General features: G+C 63.3%; 22 protein-coding genes and 1 other RNA gene. 11 read left to right on the forward strand and 12 right to left on the reverse strand.

Features of this window, described 5'->3' with window-relative positions; genetic code table 11:
* Nucleotides 1-279 precede the first annotated feature (279 nt).
* The gene (locus ABIE49_RS24380; RefSeq protein ID WP_192739187.1) at nt 280-795 is read left to right on the forward strand and encodes a TIGR02281 family clan AA aspartic protease; all 516 of its coding nucleotides are present in this window, start codon (nt 280-282) and stop codon (nt 793-795) included.
* A gap of 223 nt (nt 796-1,018) precedes the next feature.
* The gene (locus ABIE49_RS24385) at nt 1,019-2,518 is read left to right on the forward strand and encodes a phosphomannomutase/phosphoglucomutase (RefSeq protein WP_192739186.1); all 1,500 of its coding nucleotides are present in this window, start codon (nt 1,019-1,021) and stop codon (nt 2,516-2,518) included.
* 133 nt (nt 2,519-2,651) lie between these two features.
* On the opposite strand, the gene ABIE49_RS24390 is transcribed toward ABIE49_RS24385, so the two are convergent.
* The 6 genes from ABIE49_RS24390 to ABIE49_RS24415 form a co-directional block, all read right to left on the reverse strand.
* A complete protein-coding gene (locus ABIE49_RS24390) occupies nt 2,652-4,118 on the reverse strand; it encodes a methyl-accepting chemotaxis protein (protein ID WP_192739185.1) in 1,467 nt (488 codons plus the stop codon).
* Nucleotides 4,119-4,154: 36 nt separating this feature from the next.
* Nucleotides 4,155-4,487, reverse strand: a complete 333-nt coding sequence (locus tag ABIE49_RS24395; protein WP_192739184.1) for a hypothetical protein — start codon at nt 4,485-4,487, stop codon at nt 4,155-4,157.
* A gap of 84 nt (nt 4,488-4,571) precedes the next feature.
* A complete protein-coding gene (locus tag ABIE49_RS24400) occupies nt 4,572-5,072 on the reverse strand; it encodes an Lrp/AsnC family transcriptional regulator (protein ID WP_192739183.1) in 501 nt (166 codons plus the stop codon).
* A 69-nt stretch (nt 5,073-5,141) separates the two neighbouring features.
* Nucleotides 5,142-6,104 (reverse strand): sugar kinase, encoded by a 963-nt coding sequence (locus ABIE49_RS24405; protein WP_192739182.1) that lies wholly within the window; start codon nt 6,102-6,104, stop codon nt 5,142-5,144.
* Nucleotides 6,105-6,191: 87 nt separating this feature from the next.
* Nucleotides 6,192-7,142 (reverse strand): NAD(+) diphosphatase, encoded by a 951-nt coding sequence (gene nudC / locus ABIE49_RS24410; RefSeq protein WP_192739181.1) that lies wholly within the window; start codon nt 7,140-7,142, stop codon nt 6,192-6,194.
* Between the two features lie 4 nt (nt 7,143-7,146).
* Nucleotides 7,147-7,566 (reverse strand): HIT domain-containing protein, encoded by a 420-nt coding sequence (locus ABIE49_RS24415; RefSeq protein WP_192739180.1) that lies wholly within the window; start codon nt 7,564-7,566, stop codon nt 7,147-7,149.
* A 193-nt stretch (nt 7,567-7,759) separates the two neighbouring features.
* Between ABIE49_RS24415 and ffs the strand changes: the two genes are divergently transcribed.
* The 5 genes from ffs (at nt 7,760) to ABIE49_RS24440 (ending at nt 11,292) form a co-directional block, all read left to right on the forward strand.
* Nucleotides 7,760-7,856, forward strand: an RNA gene (gene ffs / locus ABIE49_RS24420) — signal recognition particle sRNA small type.
* A 108-nt stretch (nt 7,857-7,964) separates the two neighbouring features.
* Entirely contained in the window at nt 7,965-9,803 is a 1,839-nt protein-coding gene (locus ABIE49_RS24425) for a DNA polymerase III subunit gamma/tau (protein ID WP_192739179.1), read from the forward strand.
* A gap of 36 nt (nt 9,804-9,839) precedes the next feature.
* Nucleotides 9,840-10,160, forward strand: a complete 321-nt coding sequence (locus ABIE49_RS24430; RefSeq protein WP_192739178.1) for a YbaB/EbfC family nucleoid-associated protein — start codon at nt 9,840-9,842, stop codon at nt 10,158-10,160.
* Between the two features lie 56 nt (nt 10,161-10,216).
* Complete coding sequence (recR, locus tag ABIE49_RS24435) at nt 10,217-10,822, forward strand: recombination mediator RecR (protein WP_192739177.1); 606 nt, start codon at nt 10,217-10,219, stop codon at nt 10,820-10,822.
* 26 nt (nt 10,823-10,848) lie between these two features.
* The gene (locus ABIE49_RS24440) at nt 10,849-11,292 is read left to right on the forward strand and encodes a hypothetical protein (protein ID WP_192739176.1); all 444 of its coding nucleotides are present in this window, start codon (nt 10,849-10,851) and stop codon (nt 11,290-11,292) included.
* Nucleotides 11,293-11,399: 107 nt separating this feature from the next.
* Here ABIE49_RS24440 and ABIE49_RS24445 read toward each other — a convergent pair whose 3' ends face one another.
* Entirely contained in the window at nt 11,400-12,770 is a 1,371-nt protein-coding gene (locus ABIE49_RS24445; protein ID WP_192739175.1) for an AmpG family muropeptide MFS transporter, read from the reverse strand.
* An 86-nt stretch (nt 12,771-12,856) separates the two neighbouring features.
* Here ABIE49_RS24445 and ABIE49_RS24450 point away from each other — a divergent pair, with 86 nt between their 5' ends.
* Nucleotides 12,857-13,162 (forward strand): GIY-YIG nuclease family protein, encoded by a 306-nt coding sequence (locus ABIE49_RS24450; RefSeq protein ID WP_192739174.1) that lies wholly within the window; start codon nt 12,857-12,859, stop codon nt 13,160-13,162.
* A gap of 166 nt (nt 13,163-13,328) precedes the next feature.
* Here the strand turns inward: ABIE49_RS24450 and ABIE49_RS24455 are convergent, their stop codons facing one another.
* Entirely contained in the window at nt 13,329-14,537 is a 1,209-nt protein-coding gene (locus ABIE49_RS24455) for a DNA recombination protein RmuC (protein ID WP_192739173.1), read from the reverse strand.
* A gap of 171 nt (nt 14,538-14,708) precedes the next feature.
* Between ABIE49_RS24455 and def the strand changes: the two genes are divergently transcribed.
* The 3 genes from def (at nt 14,709) to truA (ending at nt 17,087) form a co-directional block, all read left to right on the forward strand.
* Nucleotides 14,709-15,236: a peptide deformylase gene (def, locus tag ABIE49_RS24460; protein WP_192739172.1), complete on the forward strand. Its 528-nt coding sequence runs from the start codon at nt 14,709-14,711 to the stop codon at nt 15,234-15,236.
* A gap of 181 nt (nt 15,237-15,417) precedes the next feature.
* Nucleotides 15,418-16,350: a methionyl-tRNA formyltransferase gene (fmt, locus tag ABIE49_RS24465; protein ID WP_192739171.1), complete on the forward strand. Its 933-nt coding sequence runs from the start codon at nt 15,418-15,420 to the stop codon at nt 16,348-16,350.
* Nucleotides 16,350-17,087, forward strand: coding sequence for a tRNA pseudouridine(38-40) synthase TruA (gene truA, locus ABIE49_RS24470; protein ID WP_192739170.1), 738 nt, complete (start codon nt 16,350-16,352; stop codon nt 17,085-17,087). Before fmt ends, truA begins: the two co-directional genes overlap by 1 nt.
* A 64-nt stretch (nt 17,088-17,151) precedes the next feature.
* Here truA and dapE read toward each other — a convergent pair whose 3' ends face one another.
* The 4 genes from dapE to ABIE49_RS24490 all read right to left on the reverse strand — a co-directional run bounded on the left by dapE (nt 17,152) and on the right by ABIE49_RS24490 (nt 20,745).
* Nucleotides 17,152-18,306: a succinyl-diaminopimelate desuccinylase gene (gene dapE / locus ABIE49_RS24475; RefSeq protein ID WP_192739169.1), complete on the reverse strand. Its 1,155-nt coding sequence runs from the start codon at nt 18,304-18,306 to the stop codon at nt 17,152-17,154.
* On the reverse strand, nt 18,299-18,823 hold the full coding sequence (locus ABIE49_RS24480) for a DUF805 domain-containing protein (protein WP_354066956.1): 525 nt from the start codon (nt 18,821-18,823) through the stop codon (nt 18,299-18,301). The genes dapE and ABIE49_RS24480 overlap by 8 nt, the downstream gene beginning before the upstream one ends.
* A 116-nt stretch (nt 18,824-18,939) precedes the next feature.
* The gene (locus ABIE49_RS24485) at nt 18,940-19,467 is read right to left on the reverse strand and encodes a DUF805 domain-containing protein (protein ID WP_192739167.1); all 528 of its coding nucleotides are present in this window, start codon (nt 19,465-19,467) and stop codon (nt 18,940-18,942) included.
* A 57-nt stretch (nt 19,468-19,524) separates the two neighbouring features.
* Nucleotides 19,525-20,745 carry an MFS transporter gene (locus ABIE49_RS24490; RefSeq protein WP_192739166.1) on the reverse strand — a complete coding sequence of 407 codons (1,221 nt, stop codon included), beginning with the start codon at nt 20,743-20,745 and terminating at the stop codon, nt 19,525-19,527.
* Between the last annotated feature and the right edge of the window lie 8 nt (nt 20,746-20,753).

The following is a 20,753-nucleotide window of genomic DNA, read 5'->3' on the forward strand; positions in this document are numbered from 1 at the left end:
GGAAATCTGCCAGCATTGGGATGGCCCCCGGGTTGCGCTTCGCTCCACCCGGGCTACCGACCTCTCCCCGCAAGCGGGGCGAGGTTGAGCAGTCCCGTTAATACTTCGCTCATCCTTTTCGTCAAAATGGCAGCTTCGGCCGGCGTTGTTAGTCGCGGCTTGGCCGGCGCCGTGGTGTTATCGGCGGTGAGAGCGTTTTCGAGCGAAGAGGACTCCCGGTTCGCGTGAAGAAAACGCGTCAAAACCAAAAGTCCCAAATGTAGCGTATCGAGTGTGGTCATGCGTAACCTGATGATCTTCGCCGCCATTCTGGTCGGCCTCGGCGGCTTCATGGGACAGATGGCGGACAAGATCGCGCCGACGCTGGCGGCCGCCAATGCCAAGCCACAGAAGATCGAAACGGCGACGGTCGCGCAGGCCAGCAGCCGCAGCCTCAGCATTCCCAGAGACGCGCGCGGCCATTTCCAGACCGACGGCCGGATCGACGGCCAGCGCGTCGACTTCATGGTCGACACCGGCGCCTCGCTGGTGGCGCTGAACGAGAAGTCCGCGGCGCGGTTCGGCCTGCGCCCCTCGCGCGGCGACTACAATGCCACCGTCACCACCGCCAATGGGACCATCAAGGCCGCGCGCGCGCGGATTGCCATGATCGATCTCGGCGGGATCGTGGTGCGCGACGTCGACGCCATGGTGCTGCCCGACGAAGCGCTTTCGGAAAATCTCCTTGGCCTGTCGTTCCTGTCGAAGCTGAAGCGCTTCGAATACGCCAATGGCAGGCTGGTGCTGGAGCAATAAAGCGTTTTCGAGCGAAGTGGATGCCGGTTCGCGTGAAGAAAACGCGTCAAAACAGGAATTTAGAGCTTCAGTTCTGATGCAGTCAGAGCTGAAGCTCTAGGCAGTTCTGCCTTCAAATCCGCCGCAATTAATCGCCAAAAGCCGCTAATCCCGCCTTCCGCTGCAGTCAGGCTTTCGCTAAGCCTGCGGCGCTGCCCTTCTATGTCTCAAGAGGCCATCCCCCATGTTTCCGAAGCCGAAATCCGTGCTGGTTCCGAATACCTATGCCTATGAATCCGAGCCGATGGTGAAGGCGACGGGTTTTCGCGAGTATGATGCGCGCTGGCTGTTCGGCAAGGAAATCAACCTGATGGGCATTCAGGCGCTGGGCATGGGGCTCGGCGCGCTGATCGCGGAGCGCGGCATCAAGCAGGAGATCGTCACCGGGCACGATTTCCGCGGCTATTCGGCCTCGATCAAATACGCGCTGATTTCGGGCCTGATGGCGGCGGGCTGCAAGGTGCACGACATCGGGCTCGCGGTGACGCCGATGGCCTATTTCGCGCAGTTCGACCTCGACGTGCCCTGCGTCGCGATGGTCACCGCGTCGCATAACGACAATGGCTGGACCGGCGTCAAGATGGGCGCCAACCGGCCGCTGACCTTCGGCCCCGACGAGATGACGCGGCTGAAGGAAATCGTGCTCAACGCCGATTTCAAGAACAAGGCCGGCGGCTCCTATCAATTCCACGAGAATTTTCCGGCGCGCTACATCGCCGACCTTACCCAGCGCCCGAAGCTGAAGCGCAAGCTGAAGGTCGTGGTCGCCTGCGGCAACGGCACCGCGGGCGCGTTCGCGCCGCAGGTGATGGAAGCGATCGGCTGCGAGGTGATCCCGCTCGATACCGAGCTTGATCACACCTTCCCGAAATACAATCCGAACCCCGAAGACATGGAGATGCTGCACGCGATCCGCGACGAAGTGCTGAAGCACAAGGCCGATGTCGGCCTCGGCTTCGACGGCGACGGCGACCGTTGCGGCGTGGTCGACAACACCGGCGAGGAGATTTTTGCCGACAAGGTCGGCGTGATGCTGGCGCGCGACATGTCGGCGATCCACAAGGATGCGTTGTTCGTGGTCGACGTGAAGTCGACCGGACTTTTCGTCACCGATCCCGTGCTGCAGAAGCAGGGCGCCAGGACCGAATATTGGAAGACCGGCCATTCCTACATGAAGCGCCGCACCAACGAGCTCGGCGCGCTGGCGGGCTTCGAAAAATCCGGGCATTTCTTCTTCAACAAGCCGTTCGGCCGCGGTTATGACGACGGCCTGGTTTCGGCGATCGCGATCTGCGAGATGCTCGATCGTGCCACCGGCAGGTCGATGGCGGATCTAAAGGACGCGCTGCCGAAAACCTGGTCGTCGCCGACGATGTCGCCGCATTGCGCCGACGAGACCAAATACGGCGTCGTCGACGCGGTGGTGAAGCATTTCGAGGCGCTGCAGAACAAGGGGGAGAAGGTCGCGGGCCAAAAGATCCGCGATCTCGTCACCGTCAACGGCGTGCGCGTCACGGTCGAAGATGGCAGCTGGGGCCTGGTGCGGGCGTCTTCCAACAAGCCGGAGCTGGTGGTGGTGGTCGAGAGCCCCGTTGCCGAGCAACGGATGCACGACATGTTCGAGGCGATGAATGTGGTGCTGCGCACCCATCCCGAAGTCGGCGAGTATAACCAGACGATTTGAGGGGGCACCTCGCCCCGCCCACAACTGTCGTACCCCGCGAAAGCGGGGTATCCAGTACGCCGCGGTTTCTCCAATGAATCTCGACGTCGGTGGAATACTGGGTTACCCGGTCAAGCCGGATAACGACAGCTGCCTACGCCGCGTGAAGCGAGCCGAGGAAGCTGTCGACCTCGGATTTCAGCCGGCCCGATTGCGACGACAGGCCATTCGCGGCATCGAGCAACCGTGCCGTCCCGCGGCCGGCTTCATCGGAGGCCCGGCTGACGCTGAGGATGCTGTCGTTGACATCCCTTGTGCTGTTCGCGGCCTGCTGCACGTTACCGGCGATTTCGCGCGTCGCGGCGCCCTGCTGATCGACCGCGGCGGCGATTCCGCTTGAGATCTCGTCGATCTCGGCGATGGTGCCGCTGATCACCTGGATGGCGTTGACGGCCTCGCCGGTGGCGGTCTGGATGGCTTGAATCTGCGCGGAAATTTCCTCCGTCGCGTTCGCGGTCTGATTGGCCAGCGCCTTGACTTCGCTCGCCACCACGGCAAATCCCCGGCCATGTTCGCCGGCGCGGGCGGCTTCGATCGTGGCGTTCAGCGCCAGCAAATTGGTCTGGCTGGCGATGCTCTGGATCAGCGTCACCACTTCGCCGATCTTCTGGGTGCCGGCGGCCAGCCCCTCGACCACGGCGTTGGTGCGGCGTGCCTCTTCGGCGGCCTTGTTGGCGATCTCGGCGGAACGCGTCACTTGCTGGGCGATATTGTTGATCGAAGCCGCGAGCTCTTCGGTTGCCGATGCGACCGTTTCCACGTTTGCCGAGGCCTGCGTCGATGCTGCGGCGACCGTGGCGGTCTGCCGCGAGGTTTCAGCGTTGCTTTCGCTCATCGAAGCCGACAGGCCCTGCATCTCGCCGGCGGCCATGGCGACGGCCTCGACGACGCCACTGATCCTGCGCTCGAAGCCGGCGGAGAGTTCGCGCCTTGCCGCATCACGGTCGCGCTTGGCTTGCTCGGCCATGTTGCGGTCGGCGGTGGCGCGCGCTTCGGCAGCGCTTGCCGCATCGGCCTCCGCGGTCTTCTGTGCCGCCATTTCGAACAAATGGGTGACCGTGGTCGTGAGCCAGATCAACACGCCTGCCTCGATCAGGAGGATGACGGCGTGGAGAACGACGCGGCCAAAGTCGGAGCCGCCGGGATAGACCGCGGCCGGCAGCAGGAAATTCAGCGTCAGGTGGTGCAGCGCGACAGCCACCGTACCGATGACGATCGGCCGGTAGTCGCAATAGGCGACCAGACAGGCCAATGCTGCGAAGAAGTACATATGCATGTCGACCTGCCAGCGATGTCCCGCGAGCTGGAAGACAAACATGGCGACATCGGCCATCAACGCGACGGCAACGATCAGGCGGGTGGAAAGTCCGTTGCCCGACATGCGCCACGACACGGTCGCGGCCAGCGCCATTGCAGCCATGAATGCGGCCGGTACCAGCCAGTCGGCATCGCGCGCCATGCCGATGACGAGCGCGATCGGAACATGCAGCCAGAGCACCGCGAGCAATATCTTGCTGGCTGTCTCGCGCAGGATTACCAGGTCTTCGCTTTCGAAGGTCATTCCCAGCTCCCAAAATGTAGGTCGTGAAGAACGCGTCTATTTCGCGAAACAGGCCGCGATCGCCTGCGGGTCCATGGTCAGCCAGGCGCCGGCCTTGTGCAGTTGTGTCAGCCCGTCATTGTCGTCCGGTCGCACGATCAGAAGGGTCGGAACGGCGGTCGTCCTGACGATGGCGGCGTTGGCGGACGCGGTCGCAATGAACGCTTGCTGGTCGCTCCACCAGGGCGGGAAGGCCACCGCCACGATCTCGGCGCCAGTCCTGACCTGCAACGACAGTGCTGCGATTCCGATCCAGCTCGCGATCAGCAGCGCGGCAGCGTTCAGCCAGACAGGCCGTCGGGTCGTTGGAGTGATTTCCCCCCGCTCCATCACAAAACAATATCGTGACGAAGCTAACGGCGCGTAAACCTTCAGCCTCAGGTAGCGTTGGCGCGGCGCAACATCGGACGGCGGTTACGCCGCCGGCACCGGCAGCGCGGTAACCGACTTGATCTTCTCCATCGCAAAGCGCGAGGTCACGTTCTTCAGCGGCACGGCACTGATCAGCTTTTTGTAGAACACGTCGTAGCTCGCCATGTCGGCGACCACCACGCGCAGCATGTAATCGACGTCACCCGCCATCCGGTAGAATTCCATCACCTCGGGCATGGCACTGACGGCGCTGGCGAAGGTCTTCAGCCAGGCCTCGGAATGGTCGGAACTTTCGACCGAGACGAACACGGAAATGCCGAGCCCGATCTTGTTCTGATCGACCAGGGCAACTCGGCGCAGGATCACCCCGTCGGCCTCTAACCGCTGGATGCGCTTCCAGCATGGCGTCGAGGACAGCCCGACCCGGTCACCGATCTCGGCTACCGACAGCGAGGCGTCCTCCTGCAGCACCGTCAGGATTTTGCGGTCAATGGCGTCAAGGCGGCGATTGGCTTCGTGAAGCTGAACTGCAATGTCGGTCATGAGAAGAATGTTCCATGAATGAGGCTTTCGTTCCTCATATATAGAAAATTCTTCTATAGCAAGCCTATCTTATTGGCCAGGCGAGGCCGGACTGGTACTTTGGCCTTGGCTCAAAAGCTCTTCAACTTCAATACGTTGCGGCGCAGCGAAGGCGCCGCCAAAGCGGGTGCATTTGAGGGCCGCGGCAGCCGAGGCAAACCGAAGCGCCTGACGCAATTCCTGCCCCTCGGTGATCGCGAGCGCGAAGGCGCCGTGGAACACGTCACCGGCGCCCAGGGTGTCCACGGTGTGGACCGGGAAGGCCGGGGTTTCCTGGATGGCCTGATTCTCGTCGAGCCAGATCGTGCCGCGCGCACCGCGGGTCCCCGCCAGGAACGACTTGGTCAGCTTGGCAATTTTCTTCAGCGCCTGGGCGTCGTCGGTGACATCAGCGGTCTCCTGCAGCGGCTCGCTCGAGAACACCAGGTGCGAGGACGCATTGAGCAGCCCTTCGCGCAGCGACATTGCACGGTCGACGTCGACGATCACAGGGATGCCGCGCCGTTGCGCCTCGGCGCAGAGATCCGTGCAGAATTCAGCACAACGGCTCTCGGTGAGAATGGCGGCACAATCGTCCAGCAGCGTGTCGAAGTCGGGCAACTTGACCTTCCACAGCTCCGGATCGCGGAAGGTCACGATGGTGCGCTCGCCGGAAGGATCGATCATGACCGCCGAGATCGGCGTCACCAGGCCGGGCATGTGGATGAGATGTTTCGTCTCGATGCCTTCATGCGCCATCTGATCGAAGATGAATCGAGCAGATGTTTCCTTGGCATCGCCCATCGGCCCGCAGATCGAGGCGCGGCCACCGAGCCTGACGATGCCGATCGCGCCATTGAGCGCGTTGCCGCCGCAGATCTCGTCGAACGCGGTGGCGTTCTCCTTGGAGCCGCGCCCAGGAACAGCTGGCGTATGAAAGGTCAGGTCGCGCACCGGCATGCCGATGCAGAGGATGCGCGGCGGGGTTTTCGGCGCTTTATCGTGAAAGTTCATACCGGAATCCGTCATGCCGGCTCCGCCATATGCCGGAACCCAGAAGAAAGTCCGGGGGTAATGATTTGGCCCACGTGTGGGTTCCCGCTATGCGCTCGAATCGGTTCCCCCATGCACCCAGCGGCCGATCAAATGGTGAGCGATCGCGAACGGATGCGCGGCAAACATGCCGTCGGGGTGTGTGCGGCTGTGCATCAGGGCCACTTCGTCGCGAGTGAACCAGCGCGCATCCTCCAGTTCGGCCTTGTCGACCACGATTTCGTCCGAGGTTGCGCGTGCGGCGCATCCGATCATCAGCGACGACGGGTAGGGCCATGGCTGCGTCATGTAATAGGTCACGTCGGTGCAGTGAATCCCGGATTCCTCGAAAATCTCGCGCCGGACCGCGTCCTCGATGGTTTCGGCGACCTCGACGAAGCCCGCCAGGCACGACCACATCCCCGGCAAAAACTGCTTCTGCCGTCCGAGCAGGCATCTGTCGCCATGAGTGACCAGCATGATGACGACCGGATCGGTGCGCGGAAAATGTTCGGCCTTGCAGTTCGGGCAGTCGCGCTTCCAGCCGCCCTCCTTCATCGCGGTGCGGGTGCCGCAATTGGCGCAATAGCCATGGCGCTGGTGCCAGGTGACCATCGATTTCGCCGTCGCGATCGCCGAGAGCTGTTCGGTCGGCACCGCGCCCTGCATCACCATGCCGCGCAGTTCGGTGACGGCGACGTCGTCGCGCGTCAACAGCTTTTCCACCGCCGCCGCCGCGATCCCCATGCCGAACACCGGCGCACCGTCGCGCAGGCCCAGAAAGATCGTGCCCGGATTGGCGCCCAGTTTGACGGCCTCGTCGACGCTGAGCAGGACGCGCGATCCTCCGGCCTCCTGCCGCACCACCAGCGAGTCGCGGTAGATCACATAGGCGCCGGCGTCGCGGTGGCTTTCCAGCGCGAACAGTTTCTCGTCATTGCTGCGCAGATGCGCGGCGCGGTCGAGAATGTGGGTGACGAAAGCCGGCTTGCCGAGTGGAAAGGAATCGAAAATTGACATGAATTCAACCTAGCCAAATCTTGCGGCGGAGCGCGCTGATGAAATTCTGGACTTCCTCGGCGTCATGCGCCAGTGGCGGCATCACGCCCCAGACCGGCCGCGGCCAGGCGGCGTCGCTGGTGCGGCGCGCGACGACGTGAACATGGAGCTGTGGCACCAGATTGCCCAGTGCCGCGATATTGAGCTTGTCGCATTTGGTGATCTCTTTGAGGGCACGGGCGACACGCGAGACTTCCGTCATCAACTGCGCCTGGGCCACCTCGTCGAGATCGATGATTTCCACCGCCCCCTCGCGGCGCGGCACCAGCAGCAGCCACGGGTAATGCGCGTCCTTGATGACCAGCACCCGGCACAGCGGCAGGTCGCCGATGTCGATGGTGTCTTTCTGGAGTTGGGAGTGCAGCGACCAGGCGGCGTCGGACATACGTATTTCCCCGTCATGGCCGGGCTTGTCCCGGCCATCCACGTCTTTCTGGTTGGGAACCGAGGAAGGCGTGGATACCCGGCACAAGGCCGGGCATGACGGCAAGTAAAGCCTTTCCGCGTTTCTGCACAAGTCCCGCAAACCCTGCTGACCCCGCTTGCTTTCCGGCCCTTTTGGCCCCAAATAAGGACCGGGAGATTGGCGGTGGACGAGCCACTCGCCAACCGGGTCAGGTCCGGAAGGAAGCAGCCCTAACGAGGTCCGGATCGGGTCGCTCGTCAGTCTCCTACCTGTTTTTCGAGCGAATCGCGCTGAAAGCGGCGAGGCCGCCTTTGGCGCTTGATTCCTCTTCCGTTCCGCAAGCCGGCCTTGAGAGACAATCAATTGCGGATCGACCGATGAGTGATGCTGGCGCTCCCCAAGAAAAGCCTGAAGCCAATGCAGGCGGCCTCGATCTCGGTGGGCTGCCCGAGGCCGGAAAGCCCTACCGGGTTCTGGCGCGTAAATACCGCCCCTCCAGTTTCGAGGACCTGATCGGCCAGGAGGCCATGGTCCGCACCGTTTCGAATGCATTCGAAACGGGGCGAATCCCGCAGGCCTGGATTCTGACCGGGGTGCGTGGGGTCGGCAAAACCACCACGGCGCGGATTCTCGGCCGCGCGCTCAATTACGAAATGGCTGACGGCTCGGCGAAGGGGCCGGCGATCCAGATGCCCACGCTCGGCGTGCACTGCCAGGCGATCATGGAAAGCCGGCACATGGACGTGCTGGAAATGGACGCCGCGTCCCATACCGGCGTCGACGATGTCCGCCAGATCAATGACAGCGTGCGCTATGCCCCGGCCTCTGCGCGCTACAAGGTCTACATCATCGACGAAGTCCACATGCTGTCGACCGCGGCCTTCAACGCGTTCCTGAAGACGCTGGAGGAGCCGCCGGAGCACGCCAAGTTCGTGTTCGCGACCACCGAAATCCGCAAAGTCCCGGTCACGGTGCTGTCGCGCTGCCAGCGATTCGATCTGCGCCGCGTCGAGGCCGATGTATTGATGGGACATCTGTCCAACATCGCGACCAAGGAAGGCGTCGAGGTCGAGCCCGAGGCGCTCGGCATCATCGCGCGCGCCGCCGAAGGCTCGGTGCGCGATTCGCTGTCGCTGTTCGACCAGGCGATCGCGCATGCCGCCGGCACCGTGCGTGCCGACGCAGTGCGGCAGATGCTTGGGCTCGCGGACCGCACGCGCGTGATTGATTTGTTTGAATCGCTGGCGCGCGGCGACATCGCCAGCGCCTTCAAGGAATTCCGCGAGCAGTACGACGTCGGCGCCGATCCCGTCGTGGTGCTGTCTGACCTGGCCGAGTTCGTCAATTTCGTCACCCGCGTAAAAGTCGTGCCGGCGACCGCCGACAACGTCGCCTATGGCGAGACCGAACGGGTGCGTGCCCGCGATTTTGCGGCCAAATTGTCGATGCGGGTGCTGTCGCGGATGTGGCAGATGCTCCTTAAAGGCATAGCGGAGGTGCAGACCGCGACACGGCCGGCCGCTGCCGCCGAAATGGTGCTGGTGCGCATCGCCTATGTCGCCGACATGCCGACGCCGGACGAAGCGATCAGGATGCTTGAACAAAATGGCGGTGGCTCGCCGGTCGTTTCGGCAAGTGCTGCGCCCTCGCGCGTGGCGCCGGCCTCGACCGTGTCCTCCATGTCGTCAGCGCCGATGCGCGCGCCCACGGCGCAGAGGTCCGGCGCCGAGGCGTCCGCGCGCCCGCAAATGGCGGCGCCTGCGCCGGAGTCGCAGTCCGCGCCCGCTTTGCGAATCACCAGTTTTGCGCAGCTCGTCGCGCTGGCCGGCGAGAAGCGCGATCTGCTGATCAAGGCGGCACTCGAGGCCGACATGCGGCTCGTGCGTCTGGAGGATGGGCGGCTGGAAGTCGCGCTGGAGCGCCACGCGGCGCGGGCGCTGGTCAGCGATCTCTCCCGCAAGCTGGAACTATGGACCGGCCGGCGCTGGACCGTGATCGTCTCCAACGAGACCGGCCAGCCGACGGTTCGTTCGCAGAACGAGCATGCGAAGAACGAACATGCGCGGGCCGCGGAAGCCGATCCGCGCGTGCAGGAAGTGCTGGCGCGGTTCCCGGGCGCCAAGGTCGTCGAGGTGCGCAAGCTTGCCGCCGAGCCGCCGGAAACCGACGCGATCGGTGAAGACCCGGCTGAGCGTTCGGACAGCGACGACGATTGATCGATATCTTGAGAGAACGCACCGAAGGAAAACCAAATGGCTGATTTTCTCGGCATGATGAAGCAGGCGGCGCAGCTGCAATCCAAGATGCAGGCGATGCAGGAAGAACTCGGCAATGTCGAAGTCGAGGGTATTTCCGGCGGCGGCATGGTCGCCGTGCGGATGACAGCGAAGATGGAAGTGAAGGGCGTCAAGATCGATCCGTCGTTGATGAAGGCGGAGGACCGCGAAATCCTCGAAGACCTGCTGGTGACGGCGCATAACGACGCGCGGCGCAAGGCGGAAACCGCGATGCAAGAAAAGATGCAGGCGCTGACCGGTGGGCTCGGCCTGCCGCCAGGCCTTGGTCTTACCTGAAGTCTTGGTCTTACCTGAAGTCTTGGTCTTACCTAAAATGCTCGGTCTCATCTGAAATGGCTACTGCGGTTGCCGGCCCCGAAATCGAACGTCTGATCCAGCTGTTGGCGCGGCTGCCGGGGCTTGGGCCGCGTTCGGCGCGGCGCGCGGCGCTGCACCTGATCAAGAAGCGCGAAGCGCTGATGACGCCGCTCGCCGGCGCGCTGCAGGTGGCGATCGAAAAGATCCAGGTCTGCAAGACCTGCGGCAATATCGATACGCAGAATCCCTGCACCGTATGTACCGATCCACGGCGCGATCCCACCACCATCGTCGTGGTCGCCGACGTCGCGGATTTGTGGGCGCTGGAGCGGGCCAATGCGACCAACGGCCGCTATCACGTGCTGGGCGCCACGCTGTCGCCGCTCGACGGCGTCGGCCCGCAGGATCTCACCATCGACGCGCTGGTGGCGCGCGCACATGACCAGCAGGTCGGCGAGATCATCCTGGCGCTGAATGCAACGGTTGATGGCCAGACCACGGCGCATTACATCACCGATCTGTTGCAGGAAGCCAACGTCAAGGTCACACGGCTGGCCCATGGTGTTCCAGTCGGCGGCGAACTTGATTATCTCGATGAAGGTACGCTATCGGCTGCGATGCGACAGCGAACACTGTTCTGATTCTCTTTATCATGGAACTATCGGAAATGACGAAACGACGATTCGCCACACGCTCGGCTTTTGTGTTGGTAATGGTCACGGCGTTTGCGGCGCCTGCTGCTTCCGCGCAGACGGCTCAGCAGGAGGAACCTGCACCGGCCAAGGCAGGCAAGCTGATCAATGTTGGAGACATCCTCTCGGGCGAGCTCAACGCCATGAAGACGCGCGGCGGCAAGCGTGGCGCGAAGGTCGCGACCTACCAGATTACGTCCGAGCCGCGTCGCCTGCCGCCACCGAGCGGTCTGTGCAACCTCGAGACCGGGCCGGAGACTTTCCAACTCGTCATCACCAGCGACGCGCAGGCCGCGCAGTTGAAGGGCAAAGTCGGCAAGGAAATTTCGGTGAAGGTCGATGAAGTCGCCTGTGCCGAGGCTGCCGGACAAATGAGCGAAGCCGTGATCACCAAGTGGAGCGTCGTGACGAAGAATTGAGTAGGCGAGCTTCGTAGCCCGGATGGAGCGCAGCGCAATCCGGGATTCCTTCACCGTCGTCGCAGCGGCCCCGGATTTCGCTGCGCTCCATCCGGGCTACAAGAGAGTCAAACCTTCACCGGCCCCAGTTCATCGAAATGCCCGCGTCGTTGCAGCCACACCAGCAGGATCAGGCTCGGCACCGCGACCAGTACGGAGACCACGAAGAACAGCGGCCAGCCCGTCGCCGCGGCCACGTAGCCCGAGCCGGAAGACAGATAGATGCGGCCGACTGACGCCAGCGCGGTGAGCAGCGCGTATTGCGTGGCGGTGTGCAGCGGGTTCTTGCACAGCGCGGAGAGATAGGCCACGAAGATCACCGTGCCGATCGCGCCGGTGAACGCTTCCACCGAGACGGCGACGGTCAGCGCCCATTGCTGCGGCCCGACCAGCGCCAGCCAGGTGAAGGTGAGGTTGGACACCGCCTGCAGCAGGCCGCCGATCCACAGGCAGGTCACCAGCGAAGTGCCGCGCGCGAGGAAGCCGCCGGCGAAACCGCCGATCAGGGTTGCGGCCAGGCCGACGCCCTTGACGATGATGGCGTAGTCGTTGCGCGTAAAGCCGATGTCGATGATGAACGGTACTGTCATCGCGCCGGCGAAGGCGTCGGTGAACTTGAACAGCATCACGAACACCAGCACGACGATGGCATGGCGCTGCGTCAGGAACTCGCTGAAAGCGCCCATCGCGGCCTCGGCGATGCGGCTGACCGAAGGCTTTCCGCCTGCTGCGGCGTCAGCAATGCGGGACTGCTCCGGCTCCCGCGCGCACAGCACCGTGACGATGCCGATCAGCACCAGCGCCGCCATCGACGCAAAACTCGCCATCCAGGCGTCGAGCCGGGTCAGCCCGACATATTCGAAGCCGGTGACGAGAAACAGCGCGCCGGCCGTGGACGCCACCATGCCGACGCGATAGGCCGCGACATAGGACGCCATACCGGCGGCCTGTTCGTTCTCCGCAAGGCTTTCGACCCTGTATGCATCGACCACGATGTCCTGCGTTGCCGACGTCGTGGCGACCAGCAGGGCGCCGAGCGCCACGAAGAACGGCGAGCGCGCGGGATCGGTCAGCGCCAGTCCGAGGATCGCGGCCATCAACAGCAGTTGGGTGAAGACCAGCCAGCCGCGCCGCCGCCCGAGCCAGCGCGTCAGCAGCGGAATGTTAAGGCCATCCACCAGCGGCGCCCACAGGAACTTGAGCGTGTAGGGCGTGCCGACCAGGGTGAACAGCCCGATGGTGCCGAGGCTGACGCCGTTCTCGCTGACCCATACCAGCAGCGTCGATCCCGACAGCGCCAGCGGCAGCCCGGACGAGAAGCCGAGCATCATCACGATCAGCACGCGCGGCTGCAGATAGACCGCCCACGCATCGCGCCACGAGGCGCGGGGTGGTGGTCTATCGGCTGCTTGGGGCTGGCTGTCAGGCGTTGAGGTCATCCCGCAGTGCTAGCAGATTCGAGCGCCAAAAATGATACTGTCATCGCCCGGCTTGACCGGGCGACCCAGTATCCCAGAGGCGGCAGATGGGAACGCGCAGCTACTACGTATATATCCTGGCCAGCCGCATCGGTGGCGCGCTTTACATCGGTGTGAGCAATGATCTCGTTCGTCGTGTGTATGAGCATAAATCGGGTGTCGCCGAGGGTTTCACCAAAGATTACGGCGTGAATCGTCTGGTGTATTTCGAATGTTTTGACGAAGTTGAAGCTGCTGTTCAGCGCGAAAAGCGGCTGAAGAAATGGCCGCGCGCCTGGAAAATTGCGCTGATAGAAAAAGACAATCCAGACTGGATCGATCTTTATCCGGAGATCGCCGCGGGAGGAGGATAGGTCAGCGCTTTCGACGAAAGAAGGATGAAATAACAACGGCCGTCGTCCTCCGCGAAAGCGGGGGACCCAGTATCCCAGAGGTGTTTGAGATAGATCGAGAAGCCGCGGCGTACTGGGTCGCCCGGTCAAGCCGGGCGATGACACCGTTTGTGTAGCACGGTGCGCCCTACTCCCCCGCCTGCATCTTCCGCTGCAAGGGGAACAGTTCCGGTGCGCCCGGCTTGACGATCCGCGGGGCCTCGGGCGGCGGCTCGGACTTGCTGAAGTCCAGCTCCTCGATCCGCCCCGCTCGCTTTTCGATCTTGTCGGCGGAAATCAGAATCTGGCGGACGTCCTCGTTCACATCGCCAAAATGCTTCTGCAGCTTCACGACGCGGTCGCGCAGCCGGTTGAGATCGTCGCCGAGATTGAGCACCTCGGTGCGGATCTGGTCGGCAGCGTCGCGCATCCTTGCATCCTTGAGGATCTGCTGCATCACTTGGATCGCCAGCATCAAGAGCGACGGCGACACCAGCACCACGCGCGCGCGGTAGGCCTTCTGGATCACGTCGTCGAACCCGTCGTGAATTTCCGCGTAGACCGATTCCGACGGCACGAACATCAGCGCGGTGTCCTGGGTCTCGCCTGATACCAGATACTTCTCGGCGATATCGTTGACATGTTTCATCACGTCGGCGCGCAGCCGCTGGGTCGCGTATTTCTTTTCCTCGTCAGTGCGCGCGTCGTGCAGCGCGGTCATCGCTTCCAGCGGAAATTTCGCATCGATGCAGAGCGGGCGCTGGTCCGGCAGGAACACCACGCAATCCGGCCGTTTGCCTGATGAGAGCGTGTACTGGAACTCGTAAGCACCTTTCGGCATGCCGTCCTGGACGATCGCTTCCATCCGCGCCTGGCCGAATGCGCCGCGCGACTGCTTGTTGGCGAGCACGTCGCGCAGCGTGGTGACCTGCGAGGTGAGGTCGGTGAGATTTTTATGCGCATTGTCGATGATGCCGAGCCGCTCATGCAGCGCGCGCAAACTGTCCATGGTGTTGCGCGTGGTCGCTTCCATCGACTGGCCGACCCGGTGGGTCACCGAATCCAGCCGCTCATTGACGGCGCGGGCCATCTCGGCCTGGCGGCCGGCCAGCGCCTGTCCCATCGCATCGACCCGGCCGGTGGATTCGCTCTGCGCGCGCAGCATTTCGCTCAGGCGTTCCTCGAGCTCGTCGGCCCGGATCGCCTGCGCCATCGCGAGTTCCGCGCCGCGCCGGCCGGAGCGGGCAATGACGATGGCAATGGTGAGCAGCAACACCAGCGCGAGCGTACCAAGGCCGAGGATCGCGTCGAAGGCGCGTATCGACAGGTCGCCGAACACAAAAATAATCTCGTTCATGGCCTGCTTGTAGCCGATTCGCTGGTTAACGCGAACGAAGAGGGAACATTTATGGTAAATGACCCCTTAATTTTCGTGGTTAACGCGGCCTTAAAAATCATGGTTAAGGCCGCCTTAACCAGTTCCGCCGCGCATTGACCGCGGCAAACCAGCAGCTTAAATCGCCCCATCATGGCAATCCGAGAAATCATCATCCTGCCGGACAAACAGTTGCGGCTCGTCTCCAAACCCGTCGAGAAGGTGACGGCGGAGATCCGCAAGCTCGCCGACGACATGTTCGAGACCATGTACGACGCGCCCGGCATCGGGCTGGCCGCGATCCAGGTCGCGCAGCCGCTGCGGCTGATCACCATGGATCTGGCCAAGAAGACCGAGGACGGCGAGACCAAGCCGCAGCCGCGGGTCTTCATCAACCCGGAGATCATCTCCTCGTCCGAGGAACTCTCGGTGTATGAGGAAGGCTGTCTGTCGATTCCCGAATATTACGAGGCGGTGGAGCGGCCGGCGCAGGTGCGCGTGCGTTTCACGGATCTCGACGGCAAGGTGCACGAGGAAGACGCCGACGGCCTGTTCGCCACCTGCATCCAGCACGAAATCGATCACCTCAACGGCGTGCTGTTCGTGGACTACTTGTCCAAGCTGAAGCGTGACCGTGTGCTGAAGAAATTCACAAAAGCTGCGAAGAGGGCGGCGGAGTAGTTCGCAATTCGCTCCGCCGTCATGCCCGGCCTTGTGCCGGGCATCCACGTCTTCCTTTCTCGCTGCACCAAAGACGTGGATGGCCGGGAGCGCAGACAAGTTTACGTAGTCTGCGCAAAGCAGACTACTATCGCCCGGCCATGACGGGTAAAATCCAATCGGCTCGGGATACATTCACACTATGCCACTCCGCTTGATCTTCATGGGCACGCCCGATTTCGCGGTGCCGACGCTGCTGGAACTCGTGGCCCATGGCCATGACATCGCGGCCGTCTACACCCGCGCGCCGAAGCCGGCCGGGCGCGGCATGAAGCTGCAGGTAACGCCGGTCGAGCAGGAAGCGCGGCGGCTCGGCATATCGGTGTTGACGCCGACCACATTGAAGACGCCGGAAGCACTCGAAGCGTTTCGCGCGCATAACGCGGATGCCGCCGTCGTCGTCGCCTATGGCATGATCCTGCCGCAGGCGATCCTGGATGCGCCGCCGCTCGGCTGTTTCAATCTGCACGGCTCGCTGCTGCCGCGCTGGCGCGGCGCAGCCCCGATCAACCGCGCCATCATGGCAGGCGACGCCGAGTCCGGCGTGATGGTGATGAAGATGGATGTCGGCCTCGATACCGGCGACGTCGCGATGGCCGAGCGCCTCACCATATCGGACACGATGACCGCAGCCGATCTGCACGACGCGCTGGCCCCATTGGGCGCCGACCTGATGGTGCGCGCGATGGGCGGGCTGGAACGCGGCGGTCTGCAATTACGCAAGCAAAGCGAGCAGGGCGTTACCTACGCCGCCAAGATCGAGAAGGCCGAGGCGCGGATCGACTGGAGCCGGCCCGCGCGCGAAGTGCTGCGGCATATTCACGGGCTATCGCCGTTTCCCGGCGCCTGGTGCGAGGCGGCGCTCGACGGCGAAGCGGCGCGTATCAAAATCCTGCGCTGTGAGCCGGCCAAGGGCGCGGGCGCGCCGGGCGATGTGCTCGACGACCAGCTCACGATTGCCTGTGGCGACAGCGCGATCAGAATTCTTGAACTGCAGCGCGCCGGTAAGGCGCCGATGAAAGCCGCGGACTTTCTGCGCGGCACGCCGTTAAAACCGCCGGCGCGGCTCGGCTGATGCCCCGCTACAAGCTCATCATCGAGTATGACGGCAGCCCCTTCAGCGGCTGGCAGATCCAGGACAACGCCCCAACGGTGCAGGGCGCACTGGAAACCGCGGTCAAGGCGATCTGCGGCGAACAGGTTCGCGTGCACGGCGCGGGGCGCACCGATGCCGGCGTGCATGCGCTGGGGCAGGTCGCCCATTGCGATATCGAAAAACCGTTTCCGCCGGGTCGCTTGCGCGACGGGTTGAACGCGCACTTAAGGCCGCATCCGATCGGCGTGCTCAGCGCCGAGATCGTGGCCGATGATTTCGAGGCGCGATTTTCAGCCATGAAGCGGCATTACCGCTATCGCATCACCAACCATCGCGCCAATCTCGCGCTCGATATCGGCCGCACCTGGCGGGTGCCGCGGCGTCTCGACACCGACGCGATGCACACCGCGGCGCAGCGGCTGCTCGGCAAGCATGATTTCACGACGTTCCGCGACACCGAGTGCCAGGCGAAATCGCCGGAGAAGACGCTCGACCAGCTCGATGTCGTCAGGGACGGCGATGCGGTTGCCATCGTGACCTCGGCGCGCTCGTTCCTGCACAGCCAGGTGCGCTCGATGGTGGGCTCATTGGTCTGGGTCGGCGAAGGCCGCTGGAGCGCCGACGATCTTGCCTCAGCCCTCGCCGCCCGCAACCGCGCCGCCTGCGGCCCCGTCGCGCCGCCGGACGGGCTATATCTGGTGCGTGTGGATTATTGAGAACCCCAATCCATACTGTGCATGGGGTTGTTTTCGATGTTTTGTGATTGGTGAAGCGACGCCATCACGCGAAGTATCGATCCAATATCCCGCGATACACCTTCGTCAGCTTCTCGATATCCGAGACCGGCGTGCGCTCGTCGACCTGGTGCATGGTCTGGCCGACCAGGCCGAATTCGATCACCGGGCAGTAGCTCGAGATGAAGCGCGCGTCGGAAGTCCCGCCGGAGGTCGACAGTTCCGGCTTGCGTCCCGTGACCTCTTCGATCGCGCTGACGGCCAGATCGGTGAAGGCGCCGGGCTTTGTCACGAACACGTTGGAGTTCGAGGGCTCCCATTTGATGTGTGCGCGGATCCGGTTGCCACAGGCTTTCGCCAGTCGCTCATCGACCAGCGCCCGCAGCGTCTCCTGCGTGTGGTTGTCGTTGAAGCGGATGTTGAATTTCGCGCGCGCCTGTCCGGGGATGACGTTGCTCGCGGTGTTGCCGACATCGACGGATGTGAATTCGAGGTTGGAGGCTTGGAACTGGGCGCTGCCATGGTCGAGCGGCTCGTCGGAGAGCGCCACGATCAGCCGCGAAATGTCCGGCACCGGGTTGGCCGCGCGATGCGGATAGGCGACGTGGCCCTGCACGCCATCGACGAACAGCGTGCCGGATTGCGAGCCGCGGCGGCCGACCTTGATGCAATCCCCTAACACTTCGACATTAGAGGGCTCGCCGAGCACGCAATGGTCGAATTTCTCGCCGCGCTCGGCGCACCATTTCAGCAGCTTGATGGTGCCGTTGACCGAAATGTCTTCCTCGTCGCCGGTGATCAGGAACGAGATCGACCCCTTTGGCTTGCCGTCATGGTCAGCGAGATATTGCAGCACCGCCGCGACGCTGCAGGCGATGCCGCCCTTCATGTCGACCGCGCCGCGGCCGTAGAGAAAGCCGTCCTTGATGTCGCCCGAGAAAGCGCCATGGCTCCATGCGGCTTCATCGCCGGCGGGCACCACGTCGGTATGGCCGGCGAAGGTGATGTGCGGGGCACTATCGCCGATGCGGGCATAGAGATTGTCGATGTCAGCTGTGCCGGGCTCGCCGAATGTAACGCGATGCACCTCGAAGCCGGCGGCCTTCAGGAGGTTTTCGAGAACACCGAGCGCGCCGGCATCGGCCGGGGTGACGGAAGGGCAGCGGACGAGGTCGCGGGTAATGGAAACAGCATCATTCATACCCCGGCTTAACATGCCAAACCGGCGGCGGGCTAGCTTTGTGCGGCACCATTTCGATCTCGCTTTGCTGGTCCCATGCGGGCCGCGTATCGACCGGTGCCAGCGGGTCGGCGCCGAAGGCGTTGGTCCCGGTGGTGCCCTTGAGGAAGAACAGCTCGATCATTCCCCAGACCCACAAAACGAGAATGCAGATGGCCAACAACAAGCCGAGTACGTCGGGAAGCCAGTCGGTGAGCTGGTCGAAGGGACCGGAAAAGACCACGAGCGTGGCCATCCACCAGCCGCTTCTGCCGCGATCATGCAAGCGCTTGACCGAGGTGGCGAAAAATACCCACAGCAACAGTACCGAGCCTGCGGCCTGGAAAAACAGGACCGGCGCGTTGACCCAGGACAGCGATCGATAAGAAGCGGGATCGAACAGCTTGAGGATTTCCTCGATGCCGAGGCTGAAATTGAAAGGCCCGCTACCGCCAAGGAGGAGCACGACGCCTATCGTCACGATGGCGAGGAATATCATCCAGCAAATGCTGATCAGCAGCGCCTGCCAATATCTGGCGCGGTTGAGGCGACCCTCAAAGCGGAACAGGTACCAGGCGTAATCCATGCGCGTAACTCCGGGCTAACAGCCAGGTATCAACCACGTGCGACCGGACCGGCACGGTGCAGAAGAAAATCCGGAACGCCGAACGATTGGGGGTGCGGAACGAGGGGAGCTTGGAGAAGGGTACGCGTCGGATCCGCTCCAAAGCGGTTGCGGCCGTCGGTTCCGATCAGGAAAAACAGCTCGATGACCATCCAGGTTTGCAGAACGGACAGCGCCACAGCACCCATGACGACCAGCATCTCCCGCGCGGCCGAAACATCAACGCCGAAATAGAGCCCGAAGAACAGAGCGTAATACACGTAGGAGAGAGGGTTGATGATCAGCACCGCAATCGCCCACCAGCCGCTCCTGTTGCGGTCGTGAAGCCGCTTGGCCGTCGTGGCGGCGTTGATCCAGAGCATCGCGATGACGGCGCCGGCCTGCAAAACCTCCCATTGCCCGAACGGGGATTTCAGCCAAAGCACCAGCCAGCAAGTCAGGAGGGCGAGCTGGACCGCGAGGTATTTGGCGCGGTTGGTGCGGCCATTGAAACCAAACAGTAAACGGGCGTAGTCCATCGCAACCTCCGGACAGCGGAAAAACTCCACGGTTCCGGAATATTGGTCGCACCCCAGCTATTCTGGTTCGATTCGGCCTGCTTTGGTGCGGCCCTGCACCGCCAGCAGACCCACCAGCGCCACCAGCGCAAAGCCGGCACCAGCGAAGAACGTGGCTTCCGGCCCTGCACGATCCCACAGCGCCCCGGCCATGACGCTGGCCGCCAGCATGGCAAAGCCGCCCAGCAGGTTGAAAAATCCAAAAGCCGTGCCCCGCAGCTCGGGAGGCGAGGTATCCGCCACCAGCGTCGCCAGCAGCCCCTGGGTCAACCCCATGTGCAGGCCCCACAGCGCGACGCCGAGCGCGACCCCCGTGAGCGAAGGCAGCAACGCGAGCGCGATATCGGCGGCGACCAGCACCAGGATGCCGACAGCCAGAACGGTGACGCGATTGACGCGGTCCGACAATACACCGGCCGGGTACGCGGCGGCGGCGTAAACCACGTTCATCAGCACCAGCACCACGGGCACCAGGGTGAGCGGCATGCCGACACCCTGCGCGCGCAAGATCAGGAAGGCTTCGCTGAAGCGCGCCAGCGTGAAAACCGTCGCGACAGCCACCACCCACCAATAGGCCGCGCCGAGATTCCTGATTTCGGCAAGGCTGATCGGGTTGCGCACCTTGCGCAAGCCTGCGGGGTGGTCGGGCTCGCGCACCGCGAAGATGATCAAGGCCAGGGACAGAAAGGCGGGGATGACCGCAAACCAGAACACGGCCTTGAAATTGTCCGCGGTCAGCCACATCAGGCCGATCGCCAGCAAGGGGCCGGCGAAAGCTCCGATCGTATCGAGCGACTGGCGCAGGCCAAAGCTGGCTCCGCGCAGATGCGCCGGCGCAAGGTCCGCCACCAGCGCGTCGCGTGGCGCGCCCCGGATGCCTTTTCCGACCCGGTCGATGAAGCGCGCCGTGACCAGCCAGCCGACCGTCGGCGCCAGCGGAAACATCGGCTTGGTCAGCGCCGCAAGGCCGTAGCCAAACGCCGCGAGCCATTTGCGCTTGCCGAGCCAATCGGAGAGCGCGCCGGAAAAGATCTTGGTGATCGACACGGTCGCTTCCGCAATGCCTTCGATCACGCCCACCGTGACCATCGACGTGCCGAGCACGGTGACAAGATAGATCGGCAGCAGCGCATGGATCATCTCCGATGAGATGTCCATCAGCAGCGAGACGAAGCCCAGCGCCCACACCCCGCCCGGAATATCGCGCAGGGAGTGGGCGCGCGCGCGTGCCTCAGGCATGGCTGAGA

Origin of the sequence: Bradyrhizobium sp. OAE829 (assembly GCF_040546575.1) — a bacterium.
Taxonomy (GTDB): Bacteria; Pseudomonadota; Alphaproteobacteria; order Rhizobiales; family Xanthobacteraceae; genus Bradyrhizobium.